Genomic DNA, 24,086 nt, shown 5'->3' on the forward strand with positions numbered 1-24,086 from the left:
GGAGTAGGGAGTAGGGAAATGAGTCATTCAGAACAAGAGCCAGTGCCTTCAGAACCAGCGACACCCCACACCCCACACCCCACACCCCACACCCCACTCCCCGACTGGATTCGTCTACAAAAAGCGCTTTCGTTTGAAGCTCAAAGTGGTTTTGATGATGTAGAAGGCAAAAAGCACCGCTTCAGCGCCTTTATCAGCCAGACATTGAGTGAACCGCCTGCTGGCTTGCCTGCGATCGATCAACATCGCTGGCAGGAACTTGGCAACCAGTTCACCACCTACTCGGAGCTAACGTTCTCGCAGCGTCAGCATCTCGTGGCTGATACACGGCGGTTTTTGCACCAGGTGCGGCAAACGTGGGAGGAGAAGGGGAGTGGGGAGTCGGGAGTGGGGAGTAGGGGTGAAGAAGCCGCTAAGGTGCCTGCGAAGGCTCCGAAAACGACTTCGTTAGTTGAGGCAAATCGTGCCGTTACTCTTGATCAAGCGGTGACGTATCTAACAGGGATTGGTCCTAAGAATGCTGAGAAGTTAGCCAAGTTGGGGCTGATTACGGTGCGGGATGTGCTTTTTTACTATCCGCGTGACCACATTGACTATGCGCGTCAGGTCAAAATTCGTGATTTGACGGAGGGTGAAACCGTTACGTTAGTGGGTACAGTCAAACGCTGTACGTGCTTCTCAAGCCCACGCAATACCAAGCTAACGATTTTAGAACTGCTTGTCAGCGATCGTACCGGACAGATCAAGCTCGGTCGCTTTTTTGCGGGCAGTCGCTATAGCAATCGGGGTTGGCAAGAGCAGCAGAAGCGCCAATATCCACCAGGAGCCACGATCGCTGCCTCTGGTCTGGTCAAAAAGAGCAAATTTGGCATGACGCTGGATAATCCCGATATCGAGGTGTTACAGCATTCTGGTGATGCGATCGACTCCCTCACGGTAGGACGCGTTGTGCCCATTTACCCACTCACCGAAGGCGTAGATGCAGCCCTGGTAAGACGAGCCGTAATTGCCGCACTTCCGGCTGTAAAGCAAATCCAAGAGGCATTACCGGAGAATCTACGGGAGCAGTATGGACTGGTAGGGATTCAGGACGCGATCGCCCACATCCACTTTCCACCCGATGGTGCGGCTTTGGACACCGCTCGTCGTCGTCTGGTGTTTGATGAATTCTTTTACCTGCAACTGGGCTTGCTCAAACGTCGTCAGGCACAGCGCCAGATTCAGGCAAGCGCAATCATGGCTCCCACCGGACAACTCATCGACCAGTTCTACGAAATGTTGCCGTTTGCCATGACCAACGCTCAGCAACGGGTTATCAACGACATTCTCAACGATTTGCAAAAGCCATCGCCCATGAATCGTCTCGTGCAGGGCGATGTTGGCTCTGGTAAAACAGTGGTTGCTGTCGTTGCCCTACTTGCAGCTATTCAAGCGGGCTACCAAGCCGCGATGATGGCTCCTACAGAAGTGCTGGCAGAGCAACACTATCGCAAGTTCGTCGGCTGGTTTAACCTGTTGCATTTGCCTGTCGAACTGCTGACGGGTTCCACAAAAGCGGCAAAACGGCGCGAAATTCATGCCCAGCTTGAAACGGGAGCATTGCCGCTGTTAGTCGGTACTCACGCACTGATTCAAGGTACGGTGAACTTCCAGCGGTTGGGACTGGTGGCGATCGACGAACAGCACCGCTTTGGTGTCCAACAACGGGCACAACTCCAGCAAAAAGGCGAACATCCTCATGTGCTGACGATGACGGCGACTCCCATTCCTCGCACTCTAGCGCTGACCCTGCACGGTGATTTAGATGTCAGCCAAATTGATGAGCTACCGCCCGGACGCAAGGCAATTCAAACGACTGTTCTGACAGGCAAAGAGCGGATGCAGGCATATGACCTGATTCGCCGCGAGATTGCTCAGGGTCGGCAGGTGTATGTGGTGCTGCCGCTGGTGGAAGAATCGGAAAAGCTGGATTTGAAGTCGGCGATCGATGAACACCACGCCCTGCAAGAAAGCGTTTTCCCCGAATTTACGGTGGGGCTGCTGCACGGACGCATGACCTCGTCAGAGAAGGATGATGCCATCACCCGGTTCCGCGACAACGAAACGCAAATTCTCGTCTCGACAACAGTAGTAGAAGTCGGTGTTGATGTCCCCAACGCAACGGTAATGCTGATTGAACACGCCGATCGCTTTGGACTCTCCCAACTCCACCAACTACGAGGACGGGTTGGACGCGGTGGTTCGCAATCATTCTGTCTGCTGATGAGCAGCTCCAAAGCTGAGACGGCACGACAGCGCCTTAAAGTGCTGGAACAGTCGCAGGATGGCTTCTTTATCTCTGAGATGGATATGCGCTTTCGCGGTCCTGGTGCAGTACTGGGTACCCGTCAGTCGGGCTTACCCGATTTTGCGTTGGCAAGTCTGGTAGAAGATCAAGACGTGCTGGAATTGGCACGACAGGCAGCCGAAAAAGTGATGGCAAAAGACGAAACCCTGAGCCGCTGGACACTCATGCAGCAAGAGCTAGACTACCGCTATCGTCGCCTGATGGGTGGTGCGATTTTGACATGACACCGACTCAGCTAGAATTTCCGCTGCGAAAAGCCGAGTACCTTTTTAGCTATGCCACAGAAGCAGGTACTGGCGGTGACAAACAGAAGTTCTGGCGAGCGATCATGGGGTTTGAGTCACCCGAACAGATTCGAGCCACAATTCTGGCAGCGGTTTCAGTAGACTTGTTACAGTTGCAAGGACAGAATGAATATGGCGATCGCTATCAAATGACGGTCACAATCACAGACTCATCAGGTGTATTGCGACGTATTCGCACAGGTTGGATTGTGCTTACTGGCGAAAATGTAGCAAGGTTCGTTACCGCCGTTCCAGAGCGATTAGGGAGGTAGGGATGGCTCAGTTTCAACTCTTTGATTCCGTGAAATTAACGGAAGCGATCGCGCTGGCTGACGGAGAGCTTTTACCCAAAGGTTCACCAGGAGCCATTGTTGAGGTGCTAAAAGATGGCGAAGCCTACTTAGTAGAGCTTTTTGGTGGCTGGGTGAAAAGCAATGAAGAGGGAAATTTCATCCCGGCGACCCCAGACGAACCAGACGCTTTTGTAGAAACGCTGGGCGTAGAACTGGCATATCCTCAACAGTTGCAGTTAGTAAAAGCAGCACAAGAAACGACGGGGATACGAGGACAATTAACCGCTGCTCTGAATGAGCTTCCAGACGATCTAGTAGCAGAAGTCCGTGACTTCGCTGAATTTCTGCGACAGAAGCAGCAAAAGAAGGTTGTTTCGTAAATGGGCGATCGCGCTCCAAATGACGTTCGGTACAATGAGGATTAGCAGTCACTTCAACGATTCAAATGGATGCAAGCAAAACAATTGGAACGCAGATTGTGCTGCCTGAAGAAACGTATCACGCGATCAAGGAGCGTGCTAGAGTACGTGGCTGCTCGGTGAATGACGAAATTGTTGCGTTGTTAAAGACCTTGTTGACCGACGAAGCAGATGCACTGAAGCACGAAATTGATGCCTGGGAAGCTGCCAGTGATGAGGATTGGCTCCAAATGGAGACTGTGCTGGCAACGGAGAAATCTTAAGTGGCAAGAGGCGACATTTTGGTGGTGGGCTTGCCAGAGTCAGACAAACGGGAAGAAAAAGGAAACCGCCCTGCGATCGCGGTTCAAGCTGATGTCGCTAATTCTCCTATGTTGATGGTTGTACCTGTTACGTCTTCGTTGCGAGCGTTACGATTTCCCTTTACAGTGCAGATTGAACCCTCAGCCACCAATGGCTTAACCCTGTCTTCAGTAGCGATGGTTTTTCAGTTACGAGCAATTGATAAAAAGCGCATTATCCGCAAGCTTGGTGAGCTAGAGATGGAGTATCTTGCTCAAATTGATGCCGAAATTTGGCGAATGCTCAAGCCCCAGGATTCATAGCTTTCTTCAACGACTTTGCGACCCTCATATTCATCGATTTGAGCGATCGTCAAAGCAACGTCGATGTAGTTTGAAACGACAATGGTTTTGTTTCAAGTGAGGTATTTTCTGTTTCAAGTTAGAACGATCGCACTTGAAACGGCAATGATCCTGTTTGACATCAAAACGATCGCACTTGAAACGGCAATGATCCTGTTTGAGATCGGAACGATCGCACTTGAAATAGAAACAATCCTGTTTGAGATCGGAACGATCGTGTTCTGAACAGCAATAATTCTGTTTGAGATCGGAACGATCGTGTTCTGAACAGCAATAATTCTGTTTGAGATCGGAACGATCGTGCTTTTTGTGTGAACGGTCAGGCTTTCGCTATAAACCATTAAATTTTTCCGTGAAAGCGAGCCACTCGGTGTAGAACAAAGAGGAACGGTAGGCACATCAGAGCAATGGCAAACGTCCCTCAAATCTTTATTTGTTATGCCCATCAGGATAATGAAAGCACTGATCCAGATAAACGGTGGCTCGATCGCCTTCTGGTTTACTTAAGACCGCTGGAGCAACAGGGTGAACTCCAACTTTGGTCGGATCAACAGCTAGAGATTGGCGATACCTGGGATCGAGAAATTAAAGATCAACTGCATCACGTGAAAGCAGCGGTGCTGTTGGTCAGTCAGGCGTTGCTGGGGTCAAAATACGTCAAAAATACTGAACTGCCCGTACTGCTGAAGCGGGCGCAGGATGACGGCGTGCGGATTGTGTCGATCGTCGTGCGAGACTGCCAGATTGATACGATTCGGTTCAAGTATCCTGACCCACAAACGGGACCAGAGGCACTATCGCTGAGTGTTTTTCAGACAGCAAACCCGCCCAGCAAGCCGTTGAACAGTTTGACGGAACACGAGCAGGATAAAATTTTCAGACGAGTGGCGGATTATCTCTGGCACCTGGTGCAGTCGGAGGACAGTCACCCGCCCGATACCTGACTGAAGCCGCCGGGATGGGCACCGTCAACGCAAAGCACCCCAAATAACCTGGATTTGCACGGCGCGATCGCTTTTGTGGGGCGAGATGCCGCACTCGATCGCCTGCACGACCTGTTACAGCAGGAAACGCCCGTGGCAATTTGTGCCGTGTCGGGGATGGGCGGCATTGGCAAGACGGAACTGGCGCTGCAATATGCGCTGAAGCATCGAGACCTGGGCACCTATCCCGGTGGTATCTGCTGGCTGCGCGCACGACAGGAGATTAAAACGCAACTGGTGGAGTTTGCCCGATCGCGCCTGGGATTAGATCTGCCGCTCGACCTGGAGCTGGATGCAAAGGTGCGGCAATGCTGGCAAGACTGGCGAGAGGGTGAGACGCTGATTATTTTTGATGACGTGCAGCAGTACGACGAGATTAGAGATTCGCTGCCGCCTGGGCGATCGCGCTTTAAAGTGTTGCTGACCACGCGCTTACGGTTAGGACGCTCCTTCCGAGAACTGCATCTGGAGGTGCTGTCAGAGGCAGCGGCGTTGGATCTGCTGCGGTCGATCGTGAATCAGGGTAGAGAGTCTAGAGATCCCCGACTTCTTGAAGAAGTCGGAGATCTGGAAAAGCAGCTTTGCCAGTGGCTAGGCTATTTGCCCCTGGGACTGGAACTGGTCGCGCGGTATTTAGCGAAAAAGCAGGATGTCTCGTTGCCTGTTTTGTGGGAACGGTTGCAGGCACAGCAGCTAGAGGCGAGGGCATTTCAGCAAACTGAACCGGGTATGACGGCACCGTTGGGCGTTGCTGCTGCCTTTGAGTTGAGTTGGCAAGACCTGAATGAGCCAGCGCAACAACTAGCGGGACTGCTAAGCCTGTTCGCGGCAGCGCCGATCCCCTGGGAGTTGGTCAAAGCGTGCTTGCCCGACTGGGATGAAGAAGACTTAGAAGATGTGCGGGACGATCGCCTGTTGGGTTTGCATCTACTCCAGCGCACGGAGCAAGCACTGTATCAACTGCATCCCCTGCTGCGATCGTTTTTTGCGGCAAAGCGAGAGCAACGGGCAGACGTGGACGAGGTGAAGCAGACATTCTGTCAGGCAATGGTGGCAGTGGCAGAACACATTCCACAAACGCCAACCCTGTCGTTGATTGAGCAGATCACGCCTGCCATCCCGCACCTCAAAGAAGCAGCCACAACGTTCGCACCCTGGTTGACCGATGCAGCTTTGATTATGCCTTCAACTCATATCGGTTGGTTCTACGAAGGACAGGCGGCGTATGCCGAAGCGGAGGAGTGGAAGAAGCAATGTCGAGCGATCGCCACCCAACGCCTCGGCGCAGACCACCCGGACGTGGCAACCACGCTGAACAACCTGGCAGACTTCTACCGTGCGCAGGGACGCTACGGGGAGGCAGAGCCGCTGTTCCAACGAGCGCTGGTAATCGGGGAGCAGCAGTTAGGCAGCGACCACCCAGTTGTGGCAACCTGGCTCAACAATCTGGCATTACTCTACCAGGCGCAGGGACGCTACGGGGAGGCAGAGCCGCTGTACCAACGAGCGCTGGCAATCGGGGAACGGCAGTTAGGCAGCGACCACCCGGCTGTGGCAACCAGGCTCAACAATCTGGCAAGCCTCTACCGTGCACAGGGACGCTACGAGGAGGCAGAGCCGCTGTACCAACGAGCGCTGGCAATCGGGGAACGGCAGTTAGGCAGCGACCACCCGGCTGTGGCAACCAGGCTCAACAATCTGGCAAGCCTCTACCAGGCGCAGGGACGCTACGGGGAGGCAGAGCCGCTGTACCAAAGAGCGCTAGCGATCGGGGCACAGCAGTTAGGCAGCGACCACCCGGCTGTGGCAATCTGGCTCAACAATCTGGCAAACCTCTACTATGAGCAGGGACGCTACGGGGAGGCAGAACGGTTTTACCTGCAAGCATTGCCAATTCTGTTTGAAAAACTGGGAGCAAACCATCCCAACACAAAGACCGTTGGGCAAAATTTTCGACTGTTCCTGCAAGCGGTGGTGCGGGCGCAGCGGCTTGACGAACTTTCGGATGATCCGGCGACGCAAGACCTGTTGCGGGAGTTGCAGGAGGGGTGTGGAGGGTAGGGTGTGGGGTGTGGGGGATGAAGGATGATGATTGCTAGAGATTCTCGTAGACTTCATCATCGTTTCGTTTCCCCACCCGAAAGACGTTCACCGCATCGTGCTCGATCGTATAAAGAATGCGATACTCCCCTTGATCAACCCGATAAATGCCTGGATTACCTTTCAATTCCTTACAGTCCTGCGGTCTGGGTTCAGCTTGAAGCGAAAAAATCTTTCTCACAATCTGCCTGAACTGCTTCAACTGTAGTCCGTACAGTTCCTTCTCCGCCGCCTTCGTCAACCGCAGCGCATAGCGATTAGCCATTCACAAACTCTCAAGCGTGAGGTTCGTTCCATGTCGCTGGTTGTAGCCCTTAACAACCGTCTCCAAATTAACAAACTCTGGATTTTCAGCCTTAGCCCGCCGCACAAATTCAGCATCCAATGCATCTTCTAGCGCCTCAAACCGCTGCAAATCGGCATAGCTAATGACAGCGGCAACTGCTTGCCCCGCCTGCTCAATCACAATCCGCTCTTGATGATCTTCCACTCGACTAAGCAACTCTACAAATTGCGCCTGAACCTGGTTCGCCTCGACCTTCGTCATCTCGCATCACTCCAGAACATTAATCCAGTCCCCAACATCATCATAACCAGTGTCATAGCGATGTTATACCGTTCCATGAAGCCGAACTGCTGCAAAACTGGGAGCTAGCCAGACAGCAGGAGCCACTCGCATCCGTTCAACCCCTAGAGTAACGTCATGCTCAAAGACATCGTGGCAGTCAAGCCCTTAACAGACTATCAACTCTGGTTAACCTTTGAAGATGGCATCGAGGAGATTGTTGACATCAGCCAGTTGATTGAGTTTTCCGACATCTTTGCGCCCCTGCAAAATAAGGCAGCCTTTGCCCAAGTCCAGATTCACCCAGAGATAGGCACGCTGATTTGGCAAAATAGCACTGACCTTGACCCCGATGTACTGTACGCCGTTGTTTCTGGAACTCCTATCCCAACGTATTCTAGAATCGTCATACAGTAAGAGCGGTAAGCGCAGCGCACGGATGAACGCTCGGATGATTCGGTGACGCGATTGGTGTTACGGGAGTGGGGAGAAAGGATGAAGGATGAAGGATAAATAGGGGACGATTGGGTAAGAGGGGAGAGCAGTAGAAATCAGCGGAGACTAACGATATGGGTTGCGATCGCCAAACGACTTACAAAATCGCTGCCTATATTACTGCCTATGAAGACGCGATCGCTCTCAATGAGTGCGTTACAGCACTACGATCGCAGTCCTACCCCATCGAACAAATTCTTATTGTTGACAACTCGCCGCGATCGCTTCACCTTACAGAAGAGCATCGTGCTGACGAACGCATCATCACCTGGCATCATCCCGAAAACATGGGTATTGCCGGAGGTCTAGCGCTGGCGATTCAGTGGGCTGTGCAGCACGAGTATGATTTTTTGTGGACGTTTGATCAGGACAGCGCTCCGGCTTCTCATTGCCTGGAGACGTTATTAGCAGCTTATACAAAGTGTGCTACGGACACTTATGCGATCGGCATGATGGCTCCAACGGCGATCGATGCTCGAACAGGGCAAACCGTGAAGCCGAGTCTGTTTTTGGGCGATCGGTTTCGTGGCTTTGAGCCAGCCAATGTCATCACACCTTACGAATGTGATGCGCCCATTACGTCCGGTGCATTGGTGTGGCTGAAGACGGTCGATCGCGTAGAGCCTCCAGACGTGGGACTGTTCATTGATGGCATTGATTTGGACTATGGGCTACGGTTGCGGCAGGCAGGCTTTCACAATTTGGTGGTTCCTGGTGCAGCCATGTATCATCGTTTCGGAGTCCCGTTTCAGGCTGAGGTTTTGGGTCGAAAAAAAGTGTTTCAGCTTTATTCGCCATTGCGCTATTACTATATTTGTCGCAATCATACCTACCTTGAATTACGCCACTCAGAAGGATGGTATCGGTTCACCTGTTGCTTGAGACGCATGAAATTCTTGCTGTTGACCGTACTCAAAATTTTAGCGTTTGATAATGGCTCAAAGCCTCAGAAAGCGATCGCGTGTGTCGTCGGCACCTATCATGGCTTTTTAGGCAAACTGGGCAAAACCTGGTAGGAAAATGAACGACGATCGCGCTCTTTTAGTTTCAATCATTCTAGTCAACTACAACGGTGCAGAGGTTGTGCTGGATTGTTTGCGATCGCTCTTTCAATTTCTCCACTCGATTCCCTACGAAATTATCGTTGTTGATAATGCCTCTACAGATGGTAGCGCTGCTTTCATTGCCGAAACGTTTCCAACCGTACAGTTGCTTCAGCAAGATCAAAATTATGGCTTTGGTGCTGGTAATAATGTTGGTGCAAAACAAGCAAAGGGAGAATTTCTTTTTTTCTTGAATACAGACACATTACTCGTTAGTAATGTGTTATCTCATTTGGTGATGTTGATGGAAACTCACCCTGAAGTCGGTATTATTGGTACAAAACTATTAAATGCTGATGGTACTCTTCAGCTTTCGATCGCGGCAGAAATTAGCATCGCTGGAGAGTATCAAACGCTCAAACAATTGAAGCGATATACCGCTTCTAATCAGCGAGCAGCCATTGAACAAAAATTTACACAGGTTCAAACAGTTGCTATCGTTATTGGTGCTGCTTTTTTTATGCGTCGATCGCTCTTTGAAACATTAGGTGGGTTCGATGAAACCTTTTTTATGTACTTTGAAGAATCTGATCTGTGTCAACGATCGCGCGATCGAGGTTGGCGAATCCTTTACACACCAGAAGTGGAAATCATTCACCTGGGCGGTTATTCCGTTGACAAAGTTTCGGATCGGATGCAATTAGAGTATCGTCGAAGTCAGCTTTACTATTATCAAAAGCATCGTCCGTTTTGGGAACAAGTTATTCTCCGATTCTATCTACTGACTAAGTTTACGATCGCCACTTTAAAGTCGTTTAACTCAACCAATCTTAAAATACTCCACTTACTTCTAAACCTTTACCATTATCCCCTTACATTGAATCGGGCACATCCCAGCGTTGCTACGGGTGAAAATTCTTTAATGTAATTGATCAGATATCACAACACCAAACCTAAGCATTACAGTAGAAATAAAACTATGGCTTACAGTGACTTTACAATCGAGCAAGTAATTGAACAGTTTGAGTTAGACGTGCAGGAACAGCAACCCATTATTGAGAGCCAACCTGTCACTCCCAGCGCACTTTTGGTGCAGATCCTGGAGCGAGAACTGCCGTGGGCGATCGCTGTGGGTTCTGAAATTGCTCGGTATAGCGGCATCATTGCCCAGGTGCTCTTAGAAGTTCGTGCCCTGAGACAGCAGCAAATTAGTGTGTTTGCTGGGAAAGAATTTAACGTTAACCCAGTACAAAAACTGAATGGTTACTGTGACTTTCTGGTGAGCCTTAGTCCAGTGCAGTCAGTCATACAGGCACCTGTAGCGATCGTGGCGGAAGCCAAACGGGGCATCCTGGAAAATGGCTTGGGGCAGTGTGTTGCAGGTATGGTTGCTGCTCAACAGTTTAACCAAAAGCACAAGCTTGAAATTCCACTGGTTTATGGCAGTGTCACGGATGGGAGCAAGTGGAAATTTGTCAAACTCCAAGCGCAGCAACTGACCATTGACGTGACCGAATACGATATCGTGCCTGTAGAGCGCCTGTTAGGTATATTGATGATGATGACGGCACCACTCAACACAGCGGTAAAGTGACGCATGGTTCATCCGTTATGACAATTTTAGTGAATTTATCTCCTGTTTTGTCTCAGCCAACAGGCATTTCTACTTATAGTCTCAACATTATTCAGGAGTTGCGATCGCTCAAGCCCAAAGTTGTCAGTTCGTTTGAAATTGAGGGCTATACATGGCATCGATCGCCCACTAATTTGACGGCTGCACATGGTTTGAAAGGTCACTTAAAGCGATTAATCTGGACACAGTTTGAGCTTCCTAAGCTTTATCAGAAATTAGGCTCAACGCTGCTCTTTTCAGTGTTGACAGAAGCGCCATTGGTGTCAACTTGTCGCTTCATTGTGATGGTGCATGATCTCATTCCACTCCACTTTCCCAAGCGCTTTTCTCCAGCAACTCTCTACAATCAACATTACATTCCTCAAGTATTGAAACAGGCGAATCATATTATCTGTAACTCCAACGCAACGGCTCAGGATATTGTGCAGTTTTGTGGCGTTTCAGCCAGTCAAATTACGCCGATTCCCCTTGCCTATGATGCTAAAAATTTTCGGTTTTTAGATTTACCAATGCAAAACTATTTTCTCTATCTCGGTCGTTTTGCACCATATAAAAATGTCCAACGTGCGATCGCTGCGTTTGCTACTTTACCAAATCATTCAAACTATGAATTTTGGCTGGCGGGACCACCCGATCCGCGTCAACTGCCACTTTTAAAAGCGCAAATTGAAGACTTACAATTAACTAAACAGGTCAAGTTTTTGAACTACGTTGGTTATGATGAATTGCCAAGGCTGATCAATCAGGCGATCGGGCTAATTTTTCCTAGCTTGTGGGAAGGCTTTGGCTTGCCCGCGCTGGAAGCAATGGCGTGTGGAACGCCTGTCATCACTTCTAACCTGTCATCCTTGCCAGAAGTAACGGATGATGCGGCGCTGTTAGTTGACCCGTATGACGTGGGTGCGATCGCCCATGCCATGCACAACCTGGCAACAGATGCGGGTTTGCGCGCTCAACTCCGCATTGCCAGCCTTGCTAGAGCAAGCCAGTTTAGTTGGGCAAAGACTGGGCAAGCGACGGCTGAGGTGTTGCAGCGCTTTAGCTAGGATCTGAAGCGGCTGATCGCACGTTGTATGAACCTTCAATAGCTACACGGAGTGCGTTTCTATTGAAGGCGATCGAACACTGACAGGCTGTGACTTTTATCAGCCATACCGGAGACGGTGCAGAATGTGTTGGAGAGTAGCATCGATGAAGGTTAAGAGGGCGATGCGATCGCGCGATCGTTTAAGCCTTCTTCATGGCTGACTGCCGACCGTTGACCGCTGACCGCCGCTGTCTATGTGACGCGTTTGAAGTTGCTTAAACAGTTGCGCCACCTGCTGCAAATCCTTATCTCCAGGTGCGTGTTCTACTCCGCTGGAAAGGTCGATACCGTGGGGCTTGGTTTGACGCAATGCGGTTAGAACATTAGCGGGCGTGAGTCCGCCTGCCAGAAACCAGGGGCAACCTGGCTGAAACTTCTGGAGCGATCGCCAATCGAGCGTCTTTCCGGTTCCGCCAGCCAATTTAGGATCGTAAGCATCCAACAGCAGTGCATCAACCCATTCTGTATAGGCATCAACCTGACTGAGATCGGATTCGGAACGGATTCGCAGCGCTTTGATAATTTCGATCGCAGGCAGCCTTTGACGCAACCGAGCGCAAAATTCAGTTGATTCTTCTCCGTGGAGTTGCACTCCATTGAGTTGACCGATCGCGACCGTTTGGCAAATATCTTCCAAATTGGCGTTGACAAAGACACCGATACGATCGCTTATTGGTTCCCCGGTGACTGCAAGCGGTAAAGCGGACACGATCGTCGCAATTTGTTCTGGAGAGACATAGCGCGGTGAGGCTGGAGCGCAAATAAACCCTAGTGCAGTTGCGCCTAGTTGGACGATCGAGCGTCCCTGCTCAGGTTTTGTAATCCCACAAATTTTGACTCGCAGTTCCATTGCATGTATCGAAAGATGACGATTTTCGTTAACTCTTAAAACAAATTCAGCCTTTTTACAGGTTCGCTCCCGATGTATTTTTATAATCCTTCTTGTTTATAAGTTTACCAATGTTTAGGAGGCGGAAAAATGCTTTACACATCTCTAGCGGTTGCACGAACCAATGAGTGGTCGCCCAATATTGCTATCATCATGATCGCCGCAAACCTGGTCGCGATCGCGATCGGTCGCTACGCCATTCAACGGCGCGGAGTGGGTCCTGCGCTTCCCGTACAGGTGCCTGGGCTGTTTGAAGGGTTCGGCGTTCCTGAACTGCTGGCAACCACCAGCTTTGGGCACATTATCGGCGCTGGTATCATCCTGGGTTTGAGCAACGCAGGCATCCTCTAGCGGTTATCGCTGCGCCTGGGTAATGTCCCACCTTAGAAAGGCGCGCTGAGCGGCACGCAGTTGCTAATTTGAGAGCATCTACGACAGCCTGAATTGTTCGCGATCGCCAGGTATGCGATCGAGTGCTGTCCAGGCTGTCGTGCTTTAGCGCTGTGCAGCCACAATGACGATGCCATCTGAACTTCTTCCCGCAGTGGTTAGCCCTCCTGTTCTTGTGACGCTGTTTACTGGACTGCTAATTGCTTTTGCGGTGCAGCTTTTAATGACGACATTTGGTGTCGCTGCTGGCATTACGGCTCTCGGCTATTTGCCCGGTGCTCAAGCAGCAGAAGAATCATCCGCTGCCACAAGCTCTGGTACGGCAGGCAAAATCGGCTTTGCGATCGGGGCTGGCACACTTCTAACTGTGAACGCAGTGTTGTTCACCGCTTGCTTTCTCGCTGTGAAACTTAGCGTCGTCAGCAGTGTGACTCTAGGCGCGGTGCTAGGAATCGTCATCTGGTCAGGCTATTTTCTGGTGCTTACGTGGCTCAGCTCGAAGGCAGCAGGATCGGTGCTTGGGGTGCTGCTCGGTGCCTTCAACGCTGGTGCACGGGGATTGATGACTACCGTAACGGCAGCATTAGGGCGCAATAAAGGATCAGAGAGCACTACAGATGCGGCGTTGCCAGAAGCGCTACAAAAACGTATGGCAACGACGGAAGTTAACCTGCAAGAGCAGCTAGACGCGAATCATCGAAACATTGAAGCCACTCTCCGAGAATACGTGCAGACACTGCAACCGCCAAAACCCGATCTTCAAGGCATACGGCAGGAAGTGTCGGCTGTGCTGGCTAGTGCAGTGCCAGCCGTGGCGAAGGCGAGATTGAGTCACATTGATCGTCAGGCATTTGTCGATCTGGTCAGCCACCGCACAGATTTTTCCAAACATGATGTTGCTGAAATTGTGGATCAGCTTGAAAGCGCATGGCAGGAGGTTGTACAGACACCAGACCCGATCGTCGATGCCACCACCTTCTTCCAGACCGCCAGCCCGGAGACGCTCACATCGACCACAGCGAACGATCGCCTTCAGCAACTTCTTGCGACTGCCCGATCCCAACCAGCGAGTGAGGAAAGCACCCAGGCAAGCGTTTCACCGCTAGAACCAAAGCAATTGCTCAAGCAACTGATGCAAACAGTGCGCGATCGCGTAGACCTCTCTGATCTGGATGTTGGCAGTATTTTGCAGCAACTTCAGGCGTTGATGTCCTCATCTGATTCATCGGAGGACGATCGCATTGATCCACTCAACGCCACCATCAAAGCCGATGTCGAAGCCTATTTGCTGAACGCCTATTCCTGGAATCTGACGCGCAAAACGGTGCAGGCAGAATTCAACGATGTGATTTATGACCCAGATGCAAACCCAGTCGCTGTAAAAAACCAGCTTTTGCCCCTCGATCGAGACACATTTGTCACACTCCTTGAGCAACGGGGCGATCTGTCACCCGATAAAGTGGACAAAATCGCCGATCGCCTGGAAAGTGTGCGACAAGACGTACTGCAAACGTTGGATACACTCATTGCTGATGCACCTTCACACGCCTTTAGCCAGAAGGTTGCCGCTGCGTTACAAGCAGCCCCAAAAGCAGAGTTGCAGCGACAAAACTTCCAGCAACAGTGGCAAACTCACCTCAAAGACGTAAGCGTTGAGCAGTGGAGCGATCGCTTGCACTATCTCAACCACACCAGACTTGCAGCGATGCTGAGCGATCGACACGATCTGAGTCACAAAGAAGTAGAAACGGTGACGACCCAACTTGAAACGGCGCGCGATCGCCTGCTGACAGACGTGCAACAGCGCCAAGAAGACGCTAAAGCGGAGGCGATATCGCTCTGGCAGTCGTTCGGTAAGTATGTGGGCGATCGTGACCAAAAGTTGACTGCGCGTACTATGCAACGGCAGCTCAAAACTCTCACCAAAGCTGCCAAAACTGACCTTAATAGCTTGTGCAAGTACTTACCGTCGTTCGATCGTGCGACGGCTGAGCAGTGGTTAAGCGCACATCAAGATTTGACCGAGAAGCAACGGCAGCGCATCCTCTCTCAGCTAGAAAAAGCCTGGAATAGCCTTTGTAAGGACTCGCAAACTGCCGACAAATCAGGCAGCAACCAGGTTTTAACGTTGCTCACGGACTACGTGCAGCACCTTGATCCTGCAACCTTTAATGTGGCTGACCTACCGCAGGCTTTACTCCACCGCCTCCAGCAGCAGAATGTAGGTATAGATCTGTTGGGTGAACTGACTCAAACTGACTGGAGACCCATTATGGAGCAGGTAAAGCAACGCCAGGATTTGACCGCAGAGCAACAGCAGCAGCTACAGCAGCACGTGCAGCGATCGCTCTACACGTTGGGCAAGTTTCCACGTCGTCTAGCACTCCGCAGCAAACGGCAGGTGCAGAAATGGCAAGATCGGTTGAGCGACTATCTGCGCCATGCTGACCGAGACGATCTCAGCCCTGATCGGCTTCTACAGTCGGTTCAACACCTTTTGACCAACGCTCAAACAATGTCAGGCGCTCAATGGTTGGAGACGTTGCAGCACATGCCAACGCTGAGCCGAGACAGTTTGGTGGCGCTACTTTCTGAGCGGGGCGACATGACTACAGCCGATATCGACCAGATTGTGGAACAGGTGGAAACGGCTCTACAACAGGCGATCGCGCAAGCCCAAGTGCTGCAACAGCAAGTGCAGGAGACACTGACTACCACCTTGGACAAACTGCGTCATGTGGTGACATCGCTGCCGCTACCGGAACTGGACTACGATCGCCTTAAAGATGATCTTCAGCAGGTGTTCGTCGATCCTCGTGCCGGGCTAGAAAGTCTTAGCACTTCGCTGGGAGACACACTGCGTGATCAGTTGAGTACGTTAAACCGTGATTCGCTTGCTGCACTCATCAATACCCGTGATGATCTTTCTACCGTTTTTACCGAGCAAGTCACCGATCGCATCGACACAGTACGTCTGGCAGCACTTGCCCAAATCGACACTCTCCAGCAGGGGGCACAGCGTCGGTTTGAAGACCTGAAACAACAAACCCAACAGCAAGCCGAAGACACGCGCAAAGCAGTAGCGATCGCTGCCTGGTGGCTGTTTATCACTGCCTTTTCTTCAGCGCTAACCTCTGCGATCGCAGGGACTCTAGCGGTTGGAGGCATCCAGTGGTTTGAGCAATGGTTCGTCTCTTTGGTGGTATAGCGCTGTCAGTCTATTGCTTTAGTACTCAAACTGAAAGGTATTGAAGTCATTTGCTTTTGCGGCTTGTGGCTGAGCGATCGCTTTGTCCAACGGAACAACGCGTAGCTGATGAGCAGATACTTCCAGCTTTGCCACATCGCCATTGATTACTTCCAGGCGCTTTTCAAGCCGATCGCGCCGCTCATCAAGTGAATCCAATTCCTTTTGCAAGCGCGTACGCTCATTCACCAGCTTGTAAATTTCTAGATAAGCGGCTGCCTCAGTGTTTTTGCGAGGCATTGTGCTGATCTGGGGACGAAGCTGTCCTTGTAAAAATTGAGGGCGCATAGAAACCTTCAGTGAAGTTAGCCTAATGTGCCCAGCGTCTTCTGCTCTCAAACATCTACGGCAGCTTCCATGCGCTGTATAAGTGGTTGTACCCAGCAACGCCAATAATGAACACTAAGAACTAAATAACTCTAGCGGCAAATGCCCAAACGTTTCGTTCACGTCGCTATCATAGGCAGATTGGCAAGAAACGAGAACGCCGCGATGGGTGCCATTGTAGGGAGCAACGTGACAGCGATCGCTCTTGGGATTGAACTTAACGTAGACAGAACCCTCCAACGTTGGCACATCCGGCTTTGCTTCGTAGCCCAGCGCTAACAAATAGGCAGTGAGAGCAGCGGTTGCTTCGGCGATCGTATCAGCGCAGATACCCAAGATTTGGTAATCAGAATGAGCGGCGACGAGCAGAAGCGCCTGACGCACTAACGCCGCTTCGGGTACTGCCGCCGTCGATCGCTCAACACAAATGAACTGCTTTAGAACAGCTTGCGCTGAGTCCAGGGTGAGATTTTCAGAGTCGAGCGATGGCATAAGTTAAAGCAGCGTTCACTCCATCAGCCTAGCATTCATGGTTCGCGCGATCGGGTTGAGTAGAAACTTTGGCTTGAAAAGCTTACTGGAACGGCTGGCAAGGGCGGCTTTTTGTTGTAGTCTAGAAGTCAAGACTTATTGAATATTTTTATCAATAGAGTCTGTCGTGGCATTTATGACGAAGACATCATGAGTAAAACAGCACAACAAGCATCAGCGTGGCATCTTGAAGGGCGTTTTTTAGGCTTTGTCTTGGAAGAAGGCAAGCTTAAGCGCGTGAGGCTAATGACAGCTGATGGCGAGTACCATGTCAAGCTGGCGAAAGAATTGCGCACTTCAGTTGATGCCAACCTACTTCCTGGCACCTGGGTTCAGCTTTGGGGCGAAAAGAAAATGAGCCATAAAGCCGACGCAGCAAAATTGAAAGCGTATAGGATCAGCACCGCGCCACCTGGACAAACAGAGATGCTGCCAGCAACGAAGCGTCCAGCGAGTGCCACCATTTTGGTCTGTCAAAAGTCGGACTGCATGAAGCGGGGCGGCAAAGCCGTTTGTCAGGCGTTAGAAGCGGCTTTGAGCGATCGCGACCTCACCGATCAAGTGACCATTCGCGGCACAGGCTGCATGAAGCAGTGCAAAGCAGGACCTAACATTGTTTTTATGCCTGAAAAAGCTCACTACAGGCGTGTGTCTGCCCGTGATGTTGCCGTACTCGTTGACGAACAGTTTCCACAGGGGACACAAGATTGAAGCAACCGAGGCGACTTGCCATTACGCAAAGTGCCAGTCTCGTCGACTTATCCGTCTTCACTTAAAGCAACACAATACGCCCTTACCCTCATGCCATCAGCCTGCATAGCCGCGTAAAAAGTGCAGGCGGAGTGAGGGCAAATCGTTCAACGCTTGCTTGAAGCGATCGCTAGGGCGCGTCGTCAATTAGCTCCAAAACCTTGCGGTATCAGCCTGATCGCGCCCGCCCCAACACACCAGGCTGGGGGCTGGCACCCTTGCTGCGAGTCATGTGTAGTTATCATTGATGACAGCCCCTAGACTTTGGGTGTGCCTCTGCCTAAAACCTGATCTTTCAGAGCATTAAAGCTTCCAGACAACTCTTCTCGATTAGAGGCTCTCCACAAATAGCGGTAGATAAACCAAGCAGTGTAGGAAAAGCCAATGAGTTCAAAGGTTGGTGCAAGCAGCGGGATGTCATTAATAGCATCCAACAGCGCAAGCGTCAGCTTCACAGACACGATCGACCCAAAAATGAGACCAAGCGTCACAATAGGGCGCTTATACTCGCCAAAAAAGTCTGATAAGTAGTCGGGCAAACCAGCCAAAAAGGCATAAATGCGATCGCCGACTTGCTTCAATTGCTGGCTCGTTTCTGATTCAGAGGCGGGCGGCAGTAAGAGCGGATCCTCTGGGGGCAAATCTGTGATTGGCAAATCGGTCTCAGGCACAAAGCCTGAAGCGCTTGTATCGGGAAACTCGGATTCTCTAACGTCGGGGCTCATACTCAACAACCTGGAATTAACTACCTGGGCAATGCTGGGTCAACAGAGCAGCCCAGCAACAAAATCACAGATCTAGTCTGACAGCTTTTCTACACTAACAACCTTAAAGTCAGGTTTTATCATTAGTAAGACAGATTAAGCAAGAGTGTCTTTAACTCCAGCAAGTTAGCCAACGGTATAGCCAGCCAACTGCTGCTGATTTTAGCCGCAAGCGATCGCAATTTATCTGCAATGACTGCTCTCAGATATGGGAGCTTGCTAGAAACGCTGGCATATATCTGTCATTTATATCGCTAAAGTTCAGAACTGACCGTTTTCTTTGGCGCTACTCACGTTAGAGAACCCACGTCAATGTGTCAGCCGCAAGTTAATTTACTTTTCAATGCGGGAACGCTAAGGTTCAGGTTTGGCATTGCTATAGCTCGTGCTCAACATCGCGGTGCCATTTCATGAAGAACTTACAGCAGAATTCAGGAGTCGGCGGTGCTGATCTTGGGTATGAAATAAGTGCTGTATGCTCGAAACTTCGTTTCGATTCATACTGCTTTTCAGCAACGCCCAGGAGTCAGAAGCCAGAAGTCAGCAGTGAACAGAGCCTCGCATCTGGCTTTCAGGCTGAGATGGTGTACTTCATCTAGCTGCAAACCGCTGTATACGCTTATCGGCTGAGCGATTGCCGTAAGTTCTGCCACCAATGGCTTGCTTCGATCGATGGCTCTTTGTTTGTCCAGCGATCGCCTGTTGCTGTTTGAACGTTCTACAGCAGTATTGTTTCGCCAGAGGCACAATCTAAGCCAACATCCACGATCTCCCAACCGTGCCTGTCCACGAAGAGCAAGGAAAATGACCCAGATATTGGTGATTGAGGATGATGTTGTTGTTTGCACTCCGATGCTGAAGCTGCTGAGAGCGGAAGCGTTTGACGTGTTGATTGCCAATGACGGTTCGACGGGTGTGCAGCTAGCACAGATCTATGAACCTGACTTAATCATCTGCGACATCATGATGCCTGAGTTTGATGGTTACGAGGTCTTGCAGGCGCTTCGTAACCATCCCGCAACGGCAGCAATTCCGTTCATTTTCTTAAGTGCCAAAGCCGATCACATAGATTTACGCCAGGGTATGGAGTTGGGTGCCGACGACTACCTGACGAAGCCAGTGAAACGAGCAGAACTGTTAGCTGCCATTGCTGCCCGTTTAGCTAAACGCGCCGCTCTCACTCAGCCTTACATCGACGAAATGAAGCGGGCAGCCCAAACGTTGGGGCAAATGGCATACGTCGATCCCCTGACCAATCTCCCCAATCGCATTTCGTTTCATGCCCAGTGCCAAAAAGCGATCAGGCAGGCACAGCAAGCGCAGCAATTAGTTGCTGTTTTGCGCTTCAATTTTCAAGCGATCGGAACAATCAGTATGACATCGGGTTTCGATGACGATCGCCTTTTACAGGCAGTAGCAGAACGCCTCAAACAAGCTGCTGCAAACTATCCGATCGCACGGTTGGCTGCCAACGATTTTGGCATGTTGCTCGATGACATTACTAGCGAACAGGCGATCGTTGACGTTACGCAACGCGTTCTAGCAACTTTAGCAGCACCTTATTTGATTGATGGACAAAGCGTTCAGCTACCGTTAAGAGTGGGTGTAGCGTTCTATCCAGATCACGGTACCAGTCCTGGAGAACTCCTCAGCCGCACCGAAACTGCCCTGCACGATGCTGCACATGGCACTCAGTATCAGCTTTATACGCCTGCTATGGCTGCCTTAGCAACAGAACGTCAGCTCATGCAATGTCAATTGAGCGTTGCAATCAGTCGCGGCGAATTGCAAATCCAGTATCAGCCTCAGGTTAATTTGATCACGGGGCGAATGATTGGTGCTGAAGCCGTGCTGCTTTGGCACCATGCCGATCGTGGCTTGGTCAATCCCCGTGCTTTGATTGCCGTTGCAGACGACGAACTTGTGTGCACGATCAATCAGTGGACGTTAGAAACTGCCTGCAAGCAAGCAAAAGTCTGGCAGTCTGTAGCGTCTCTACCGATTCGGTTGGCAGTGCCCGTGTTTGCACGTCAGTTCCAACAGGAAAATGTGGTCGCAACGGTAGCGCACATTTTGCAACAGGCAGAGCTTGATCCAGAGATCCTCATGCTGGAGCTGACTGAAACGTGCGCGATGGCAGCAGTGGATACGGCAGTTGTGAAATTAACGGCACTAAAAGCGATCGGGGTGCAGCTTGCGATCGCTGAATTTGGCACAGGCTTCTCATCGCTGAACTATCTCAAGCGCTTTCCGCTCAGTCTGCTCAAAATCGACCCGTCGCTGATTCAAAGTATGCTCACCGACACCAACGATGCCGCGATCGTAAAAACAATTATCGCAATTGGGCAAAGCTTACAGCTCAAAGTGATGGCTGAGGGTGTGGCAACAGCCGCACAAGTTAACTTTCTGCGCCAAAGTGGCTGCTACGCTACTCAAGGCGCTTTATTTGGTGCCCCGCTGTCAGCAACTGACCTTCAAGCGCTCCTGCTGACCGATCGGCACTTTGAGGTTAACGGTATGAGTTGACCTGTAGAAGCACTACAGGTGACGCTTCTACGAGAAGACACAACAGCGTTAGAACATTACCTGGTCACAACTGAAGGGTGATGGCAAAAAGTATCCAATCTTACAAAATGTTGTTCTGAGCACACATTTCTCGATCGTGTGTCTACAACAGAGAGAGGGCAACGATCGTTGCATTATGAGAAACATCCTGGTATGGGCTATCAGCTTTTCTCTCACCGCTGACCGCTGACCGCTGACCGCTGACCGCTGACCGCTCAATTCTTAAAGGGAATCTCTATCATGAGCACCACGATTCATCTCGAAAGAAGTCAGCAGCCGAAAAATGACCATGCGTTCGTGTGTCGCTTGGATCAGGTGGGCATGGGTGACGTGTCGGTAGTGGGTGGTAAGAATGCCTCTCTGGGCGAAATGCTACAACAGCTTGTCAGGCAGGGTATTCACGTGCCGAATGGCTTTGCGACGACTGCTTTTGCTTACCGTCACTTTATTGCCGCAGCAGGATTGGAAGCACAGTTACGATCGCTGTTCGCAACGCTAGACGTAGATGACATGGACAGCTTGCAGAAAGTGGGCAAGCAAGCTCGCCGTTTGATCCTGCAAACGCCATTTCCTCAAGCTTTTCAAGATGCGATCGCCACAGCCTACGCAACCCTCTGCCAGGAATACGGTGCGGATACCGATGTTGCCGTGCGTTCCAGCGCTACAGCCGAAGATCTTCCCGATGCCAGCTTTGCCGGACAGCAAGAAACCTATCTCAATGTTCACGGGTTACGGGGTGTCATTGAGTCGTGCCACAAGTGCTTTGCCTCTGTTTTCACCGATCGCGCGATTTCTTACCGTCAAACCAAAGGCTTTGATCACTTTGAAGTGGCGTTGTCAGTTGGTGTCCAGAAAATGGTGCGATCGGATCTGGCAGCATCGGGTGTGATGTTTTCGATCGACACCGAAACAGGTTTCAAAGATGTGGCGTTGGTTACGGCTGCTTATGGATTGGGCGAAACGGTGGTGCAGGGAGCGGTCAATCCTGATGAGTTTCTGGTGTTTAAGCCCACGTTGAAGCAAGGCTTTCGCCCGATCGTGAAAAAGCGAGTGGGCACAAAAGAAATCAAGATGGTTTACGACGAAGGCGGTACGAAACTTACCAAAAACGTGCCCGTCAAAGCCAGCGATCGCCAGCGGTTTGCCATTACGGATACCGAGGTGCTGCAACTGGCACAATGGGCGTGCCTGATTGAAGATCACTACTCCCAGCTTCACGGCACAGACACACCGATGGATATTGAGTGGGCGAAGGATGGTCTCACCAATCAGCTCTTTATTGTGCAGGCACGTCCTGAAACCGTTCATTCGCAGAAAACGCGCAATATTCTTCGCACCTATCATCTTCAAGAGCACAGCGAGGTTTTGATCACGGGTCGCAGTGTGGGTGAGGCGATCGGGCAGGGTAGCGCCAGAGTCATTTGGGAACCAGAGGACATCAACGAGTTTCAGGCAGGCGAAGTGCTTGTCACCAGCCGCACCGATCCCGACTGGGAGCCGATTATGAAACGAGCCAGCGCGATCGTCACCAATCAGGGTGGTCGTACCTGTCACGCTGCCATCATTGCTAGAGAGTTGGGCATTCCGGCGATCGTGGGTTGTACTAACGCAACCGACGTGCTGAAACCAGGGCAGGCGATCACGGTTTCCTGCTGCGAAGGCGAAGAAGGACGTGTCTATGCCGGATTGCTGCCCTACGAAGTCAACGAACTGGCGCTTGATACGCTCCCTCGTACCCGCACACAAGTCATGATGAATGTGGGCAATCCAGAGGAAGCCTTCCGACTGGCGGCAATTCCCAATGATGGAGTGGGGCTGGCACGTCAAGAGTTCATCATTGCTAACCAGATTCAAGCACATCCGCTGGCGTTGCTTCATTTCGACACGTTAGACGCAGCCGTCAAAGCAGAGTTAGAGCAGTTAACTCGGCTCTACAGTAGCAAACCAGAGTATTTTGTCGATCAGTTGGCTCAGGGTGTTGGCGCGATCGCCGCTGCCTTTTATCCCAAACCTGTCACCATTCGCCTGTCAGATTTCAAGACCAACGAATACAGCGATCTTTTGGGTGGTAGTCAATTTGAACCCAAAGAAGACAATCCGATGCTGGGCTGGCGCGGTGCCTCTCGCTACTACGACGATCGCTACCGGGCTGCGTTTGCCCTTGAGTGTCAGGCAATGAAGCGCGTCCGTGATGAGATGGGTTTGACCAACGTGATTCTCATGGTGCCCTTCTGCCGCACACCGGATGAAGGACGTAAGGTGCTGGCTGAAATGGCGCAACATGGCTTGGTGCAGGGCGAAAACGGCTTGCAGGTCTACGTGATGTGCGAACTGCCCAGCAATGTGTGGCTCGCCGATGAGTTTTGTGATGTGTTTGACGGCTTTTCGATCGGCTCCAATGATCTGACCCAACTGACACTCGGTTTAGACCGCGATTCTGCCCTCGTTGCCCACCTGTTTGATGAACGCAATCTCGCTGTGAAACGCATGATCGAGCATGTCATTGCGATCGCCAAAAAACGCGATCGTAAAATCGGCATTTGCGGACAAGCACCCAGCGATTACCCCGACTTCGCAAGCTTTCTGGTCGAGCAGGGCATCGACTCGATTAGCCTCAATCCCGATTCGGTGCTGAAGACAATACTGGCGATCGCGGAGGCGGAGAGGGGTATGGGGAGTGGAGAGTAGGGAGTGGAGAGTAGGGAGTCGGGAGTAGGGAGTCGGGAGTGG

25 protein-coding genes are annotated in these 24,086 nt (G+C 51.2%); 18 read left to right on the forward strand and 7 right to left on the reverse strand.

Going from position 1 to position 24,086, the window contains the following annotated elements:
- Positions 1-18: 18 nt before the first annotated feature.
- From recG to AC5JO6_RS12505, 8 genes are all read left to right on the forward strand, one after another.
- Positions 19-2,571 (forward strand): ATP-dependent DNA helicase RecG, encoded by a 2,553-nt coding sequence (gene recG / locus AC5JO6_RS12470; protein WP_496081388.1) that lies wholly within the window; start codon positions 19-21, stop codon positions 2,569-2,571.
- Complete coding sequence (locus tag AC5JO6_RS12475; protein ID WP_496081389.1) at positions 2,568-2,903, forward strand: DUF6883 domain-containing protein; 336 nt, start codon at positions 2,568-2,570, stop codon at positions 2,901-2,903. Before recG ends, AC5JO6_RS12475 begins: the two co-directional genes overlap by 4 nt.
- 2 nt (positions 2,904-2,905) lie before the next feature.
- Complete coding sequence (locus AC5JO6_RS12480; protein ID WP_496081390.1) at positions 2,906-3,304, forward strand: DUF2281 domain-containing protein; 399 nt, start codon at positions 2,906-2,908, stop codon at positions 3,302-3,304.
- A 65-nt stretch (positions 3,305-3,369) separates the two neighbouring features.
- Positions 3,370-3,606 (forward strand): Arc family DNA-binding protein, encoded by a 237-nt coding sequence (locus tag AC5JO6_RS12485; RefSeq protein WP_496081391.1) that lies wholly within the window; start codon positions 3,370-3,372, stop codon positions 3,604-3,606.
- Positions 3,607-3,948, forward strand: a complete 342-nt coding sequence (locus AC5JO6_RS12490) for a type II toxin-antitoxin system PemK/MazF family toxin (protein WP_496081392.1) — start codon at positions 3,607-3,609, stop codon at positions 3,946-3,948.
- An 81-nt stretch (positions 3,949-4,029) separates the two neighbouring features.
- A complete protein-coding gene (locus AC5JO6_RS12495; RefSeq protein WP_496081393.1) occupies positions 4,030-4,212 on the forward strand; it encodes a hypothetical protein in 183 nt (60 codons plus the stop codon).
- A gap of 182 nt (positions 4,213-4,394) precedes the next feature.
- On the forward strand, positions 4,395-4,931 hold the full coding sequence (locus AC5JO6_RS12500; RefSeq protein WP_496081394.1) for a TIR domain-containing protein: 537 nt from the start codon (positions 4,395-4,397) through the stop codon (positions 4,929-4,931).
- A 54-nt stretch (positions 4,932-4,985) separates the two neighbouring features.
- Positions 4,986-7,031 (forward strand): tetratricopeptide repeat protein, encoded by a 2,046-nt coding sequence (locus AC5JO6_RS12505; protein ID WP_496081395.1) that lies wholly within the window; start codon positions 4,986-4,988, stop codon positions 7,029-7,031.
- 34 nt (positions 7,032-7,065) lie between these two features.
- On the opposite strand, the gene AC5JO6_RS12510 is transcribed toward AC5JO6_RS12505, so the two are convergent.
- Both AC5JO6_RS12510 and AC5JO6_RS12515 read right to left on the reverse strand, forming a co-directional pair.
- On the reverse strand, positions 7,066-7,335 hold the full coding sequence (locus AC5JO6_RS12510) for a type II toxin-antitoxin system RelE family toxin (protein WP_496081396.1): 270 nt from the start codon (positions 7,333-7,335) through the stop codon (positions 7,066-7,068).
- Positions 7,336-7,617: a type II toxin-antitoxin system Phd/YefM family antitoxin gene (locus tag AC5JO6_RS12515; protein ID WP_496081397.1), complete on the reverse strand. Its 282-nt coding sequence runs from the start codon at positions 7,615-7,617 to the stop codon at positions 7,336-7,338.
- A 156-nt stretch (positions 7,618-7,773) separates the two neighbouring features.
- On the opposite strand from AC5JO6_RS12515, the gene AC5JO6_RS12520 reads away from it, so the two are divergent.
- From AC5JO6_RS12520 to AC5JO6_RS12540, 5 genes are all read left to right on the forward strand, one after another.
- A complete protein-coding gene (locus AC5JO6_RS12520) occupies positions 7,774-8,052 on the forward strand; it encodes a DUF2442 domain-containing protein (RefSeq protein WP_496081398.1) in 279 nt (92 codons plus the stop codon).
- A 152-nt stretch (positions 8,053-8,204) separates the two neighbouring features.
- A complete protein-coding gene (locus AC5JO6_RS12525; protein WP_496081399.1) occupies positions 8,205-9,146 on the forward strand; it encodes a glycosyltransferase family 2 protein in 942 nt (313 codons plus the stop codon).
- Positions 9,147-9,150: 4 nt separating this feature from the next.
- Positions 9,151-10,101 carry a glycosyltransferase family 2 protein gene (locus AC5JO6_RS12530; RefSeq protein ID WP_496081400.1) on the forward strand — a complete coding sequence of 317 codons (951 nt, stop codon included), beginning with the start codon at positions 9,151-9,153 and terminating at the stop codon, positions 10,099-10,101.
- 51 nt (positions 10,102-10,152) lie between these two features.
- Entirely contained in the window at positions 10,153-10,767 is a 615-nt protein-coding gene (locus AC5JO6_RS12535) for a hypothetical protein (protein WP_496081401.1), read from the forward strand.
- Between the two features lie 17 nt (positions 10,768-10,784).
- A complete protein-coding gene (locus tag AC5JO6_RS12540) occupies positions 10,785-11,852 on the forward strand; it encodes a glycosyltransferase family 4 protein (protein WP_496081402.1) in 1,068 nt (355 codons plus the stop codon).
- A 192-nt stretch (positions 11,853-12,044) separates the two neighbouring features.
- Here the strand turns inward: AC5JO6_RS12540 and AC5JO6_RS12545 are convergent, their stop codons facing one another.
- The gene (locus tag AC5JO6_RS12545) at positions 12,045-12,737 is read right to left on the reverse strand and encodes a phosphoribosylanthranilate isomerase (protein ID WP_496081429.1); all 693 of its coding nucleotides are present in this window, start codon (positions 12,735-12,737) and stop codon (positions 12,045-12,047) included.
- Between the two features lie 135 nt (positions 12,738-12,872).
- Between AC5JO6_RS12545 and psaK the strand changes: the two genes are divergently transcribed.
- Complete coding sequence (gene psaK, locus AC5JO6_RS12550; RefSeq protein WP_496081403.1) at positions 12,873-13,133, forward strand: photosystem I reaction center subunit PsaK; 261 nt, start codon at positions 12,873-12,875, stop codon at positions 13,131-13,133.
- Positions 13,134-13,302: 169 nt separating this feature from the next.
- Positions 13,303-16,380, forward strand: coding sequence for a hypothetical protein (locus tag AC5JO6_RS12555; protein WP_496081404.1), 3,078 nt, complete (start codon positions 13,303-13,305; stop codon positions 16,378-16,380).
- A gap of 18 nt (positions 16,381-16,398) precedes the next feature.
- On the opposite strand, the gene AC5JO6_RS12560 is transcribed toward AC5JO6_RS12555, so the two are convergent.
- Both AC5JO6_RS12560 and AC5JO6_RS12565 read right to left on the reverse strand, forming a co-directional pair.
- Positions 16,399-16,707: a hypothetical protein gene (locus AC5JO6_RS12560; protein WP_496081405.1), complete on the reverse strand. Its 309-nt coding sequence runs from the start codon at positions 16,705-16,707 to the stop codon at positions 16,399-16,401.
- Positions 16,708-16,821: 114 nt separating this feature from the next.
- Positions 16,822-17,238 (reverse strand): DUF1824 family protein, encoded by a 417-nt coding sequence (locus tag AC5JO6_RS12565; RefSeq protein ID WP_496081406.1) that lies wholly within the window; start codon positions 17,236-17,238, stop codon positions 16,822-16,824.
- A 189-nt stretch (positions 17,239-17,427) separates the two neighbouring features.
- On the opposite strand from AC5JO6_RS12565, the gene AC5JO6_RS12570 reads away from it, so the two are divergent.
- The gene (locus AC5JO6_RS12570; protein WP_496081407.1) at positions 17,428-17,988 is read left to right on the forward strand and encodes a (2Fe-2S) ferredoxin domain-containing protein; all 561 of its coding nucleotides are present in this window, start codon (positions 17,428-17,430) and stop codon (positions 17,986-17,988) included.
- A gap of 296 nt (positions 17,989-18,284) precedes the next feature.
- On the opposite strand, the gene AC5JO6_RS12575 is transcribed toward AC5JO6_RS12570, so the two are convergent.
- Together AC5JO6_RS12575 and AC5JO6_RS12580 are read right to left on the reverse strand one after the other, a co-directional pair.
- Positions 18,285-18,752, reverse strand: a complete 468-nt coding sequence (locus AC5JO6_RS12575) for a CAAD domain-containing protein (RefSeq protein WP_496081408.1) — start codon at positions 18,750-18,752, stop codon at positions 18,285-18,287.
- A gap of 630 nt (positions 18,753-19,382) precedes the next feature.
- A complete protein-coding gene (locus AC5JO6_RS12580; protein ID WP_496081409.1) occupies positions 19,383-19,538 on the reverse strand; it encodes a hypothetical protein in 156 nt (51 codons plus the stop codon).
- 57 nt (positions 19,539-19,595) lie between these two features.
- Between AC5JO6_RS12580 and AC5JO6_RS12585 the strand changes: the two genes are divergently transcribed.
- Both AC5JO6_RS12585 and ppsA read left to right on the forward strand, forming a co-directional pair.
- On the forward strand, positions 19,596-21,317 hold the full coding sequence (locus AC5JO6_RS12585) for a putative bifunctional diguanylate cyclase/phosphodiesterase (protein ID WP_496081410.1): 1,722 nt from the start codon (positions 19,596-19,598) through the stop codon (positions 21,315-21,317).
- 279 nt (positions 21,318-21,596) lie between these two features.
- Positions 21,597-24,044 (forward strand): phosphoenolpyruvate synthase, encoded by a 2,448-nt coding sequence (ppsA, locus tag AC5JO6_RS12590; protein WP_496081411.1) that lies wholly within the window; start codon positions 21,597-21,599, stop codon positions 24,042-24,044.
- Positions 24,045-24,086: the final 42 nt, after the last annotated feature.

This window comes from Tildeniella sp. (genome assembly GCF_059505325.1).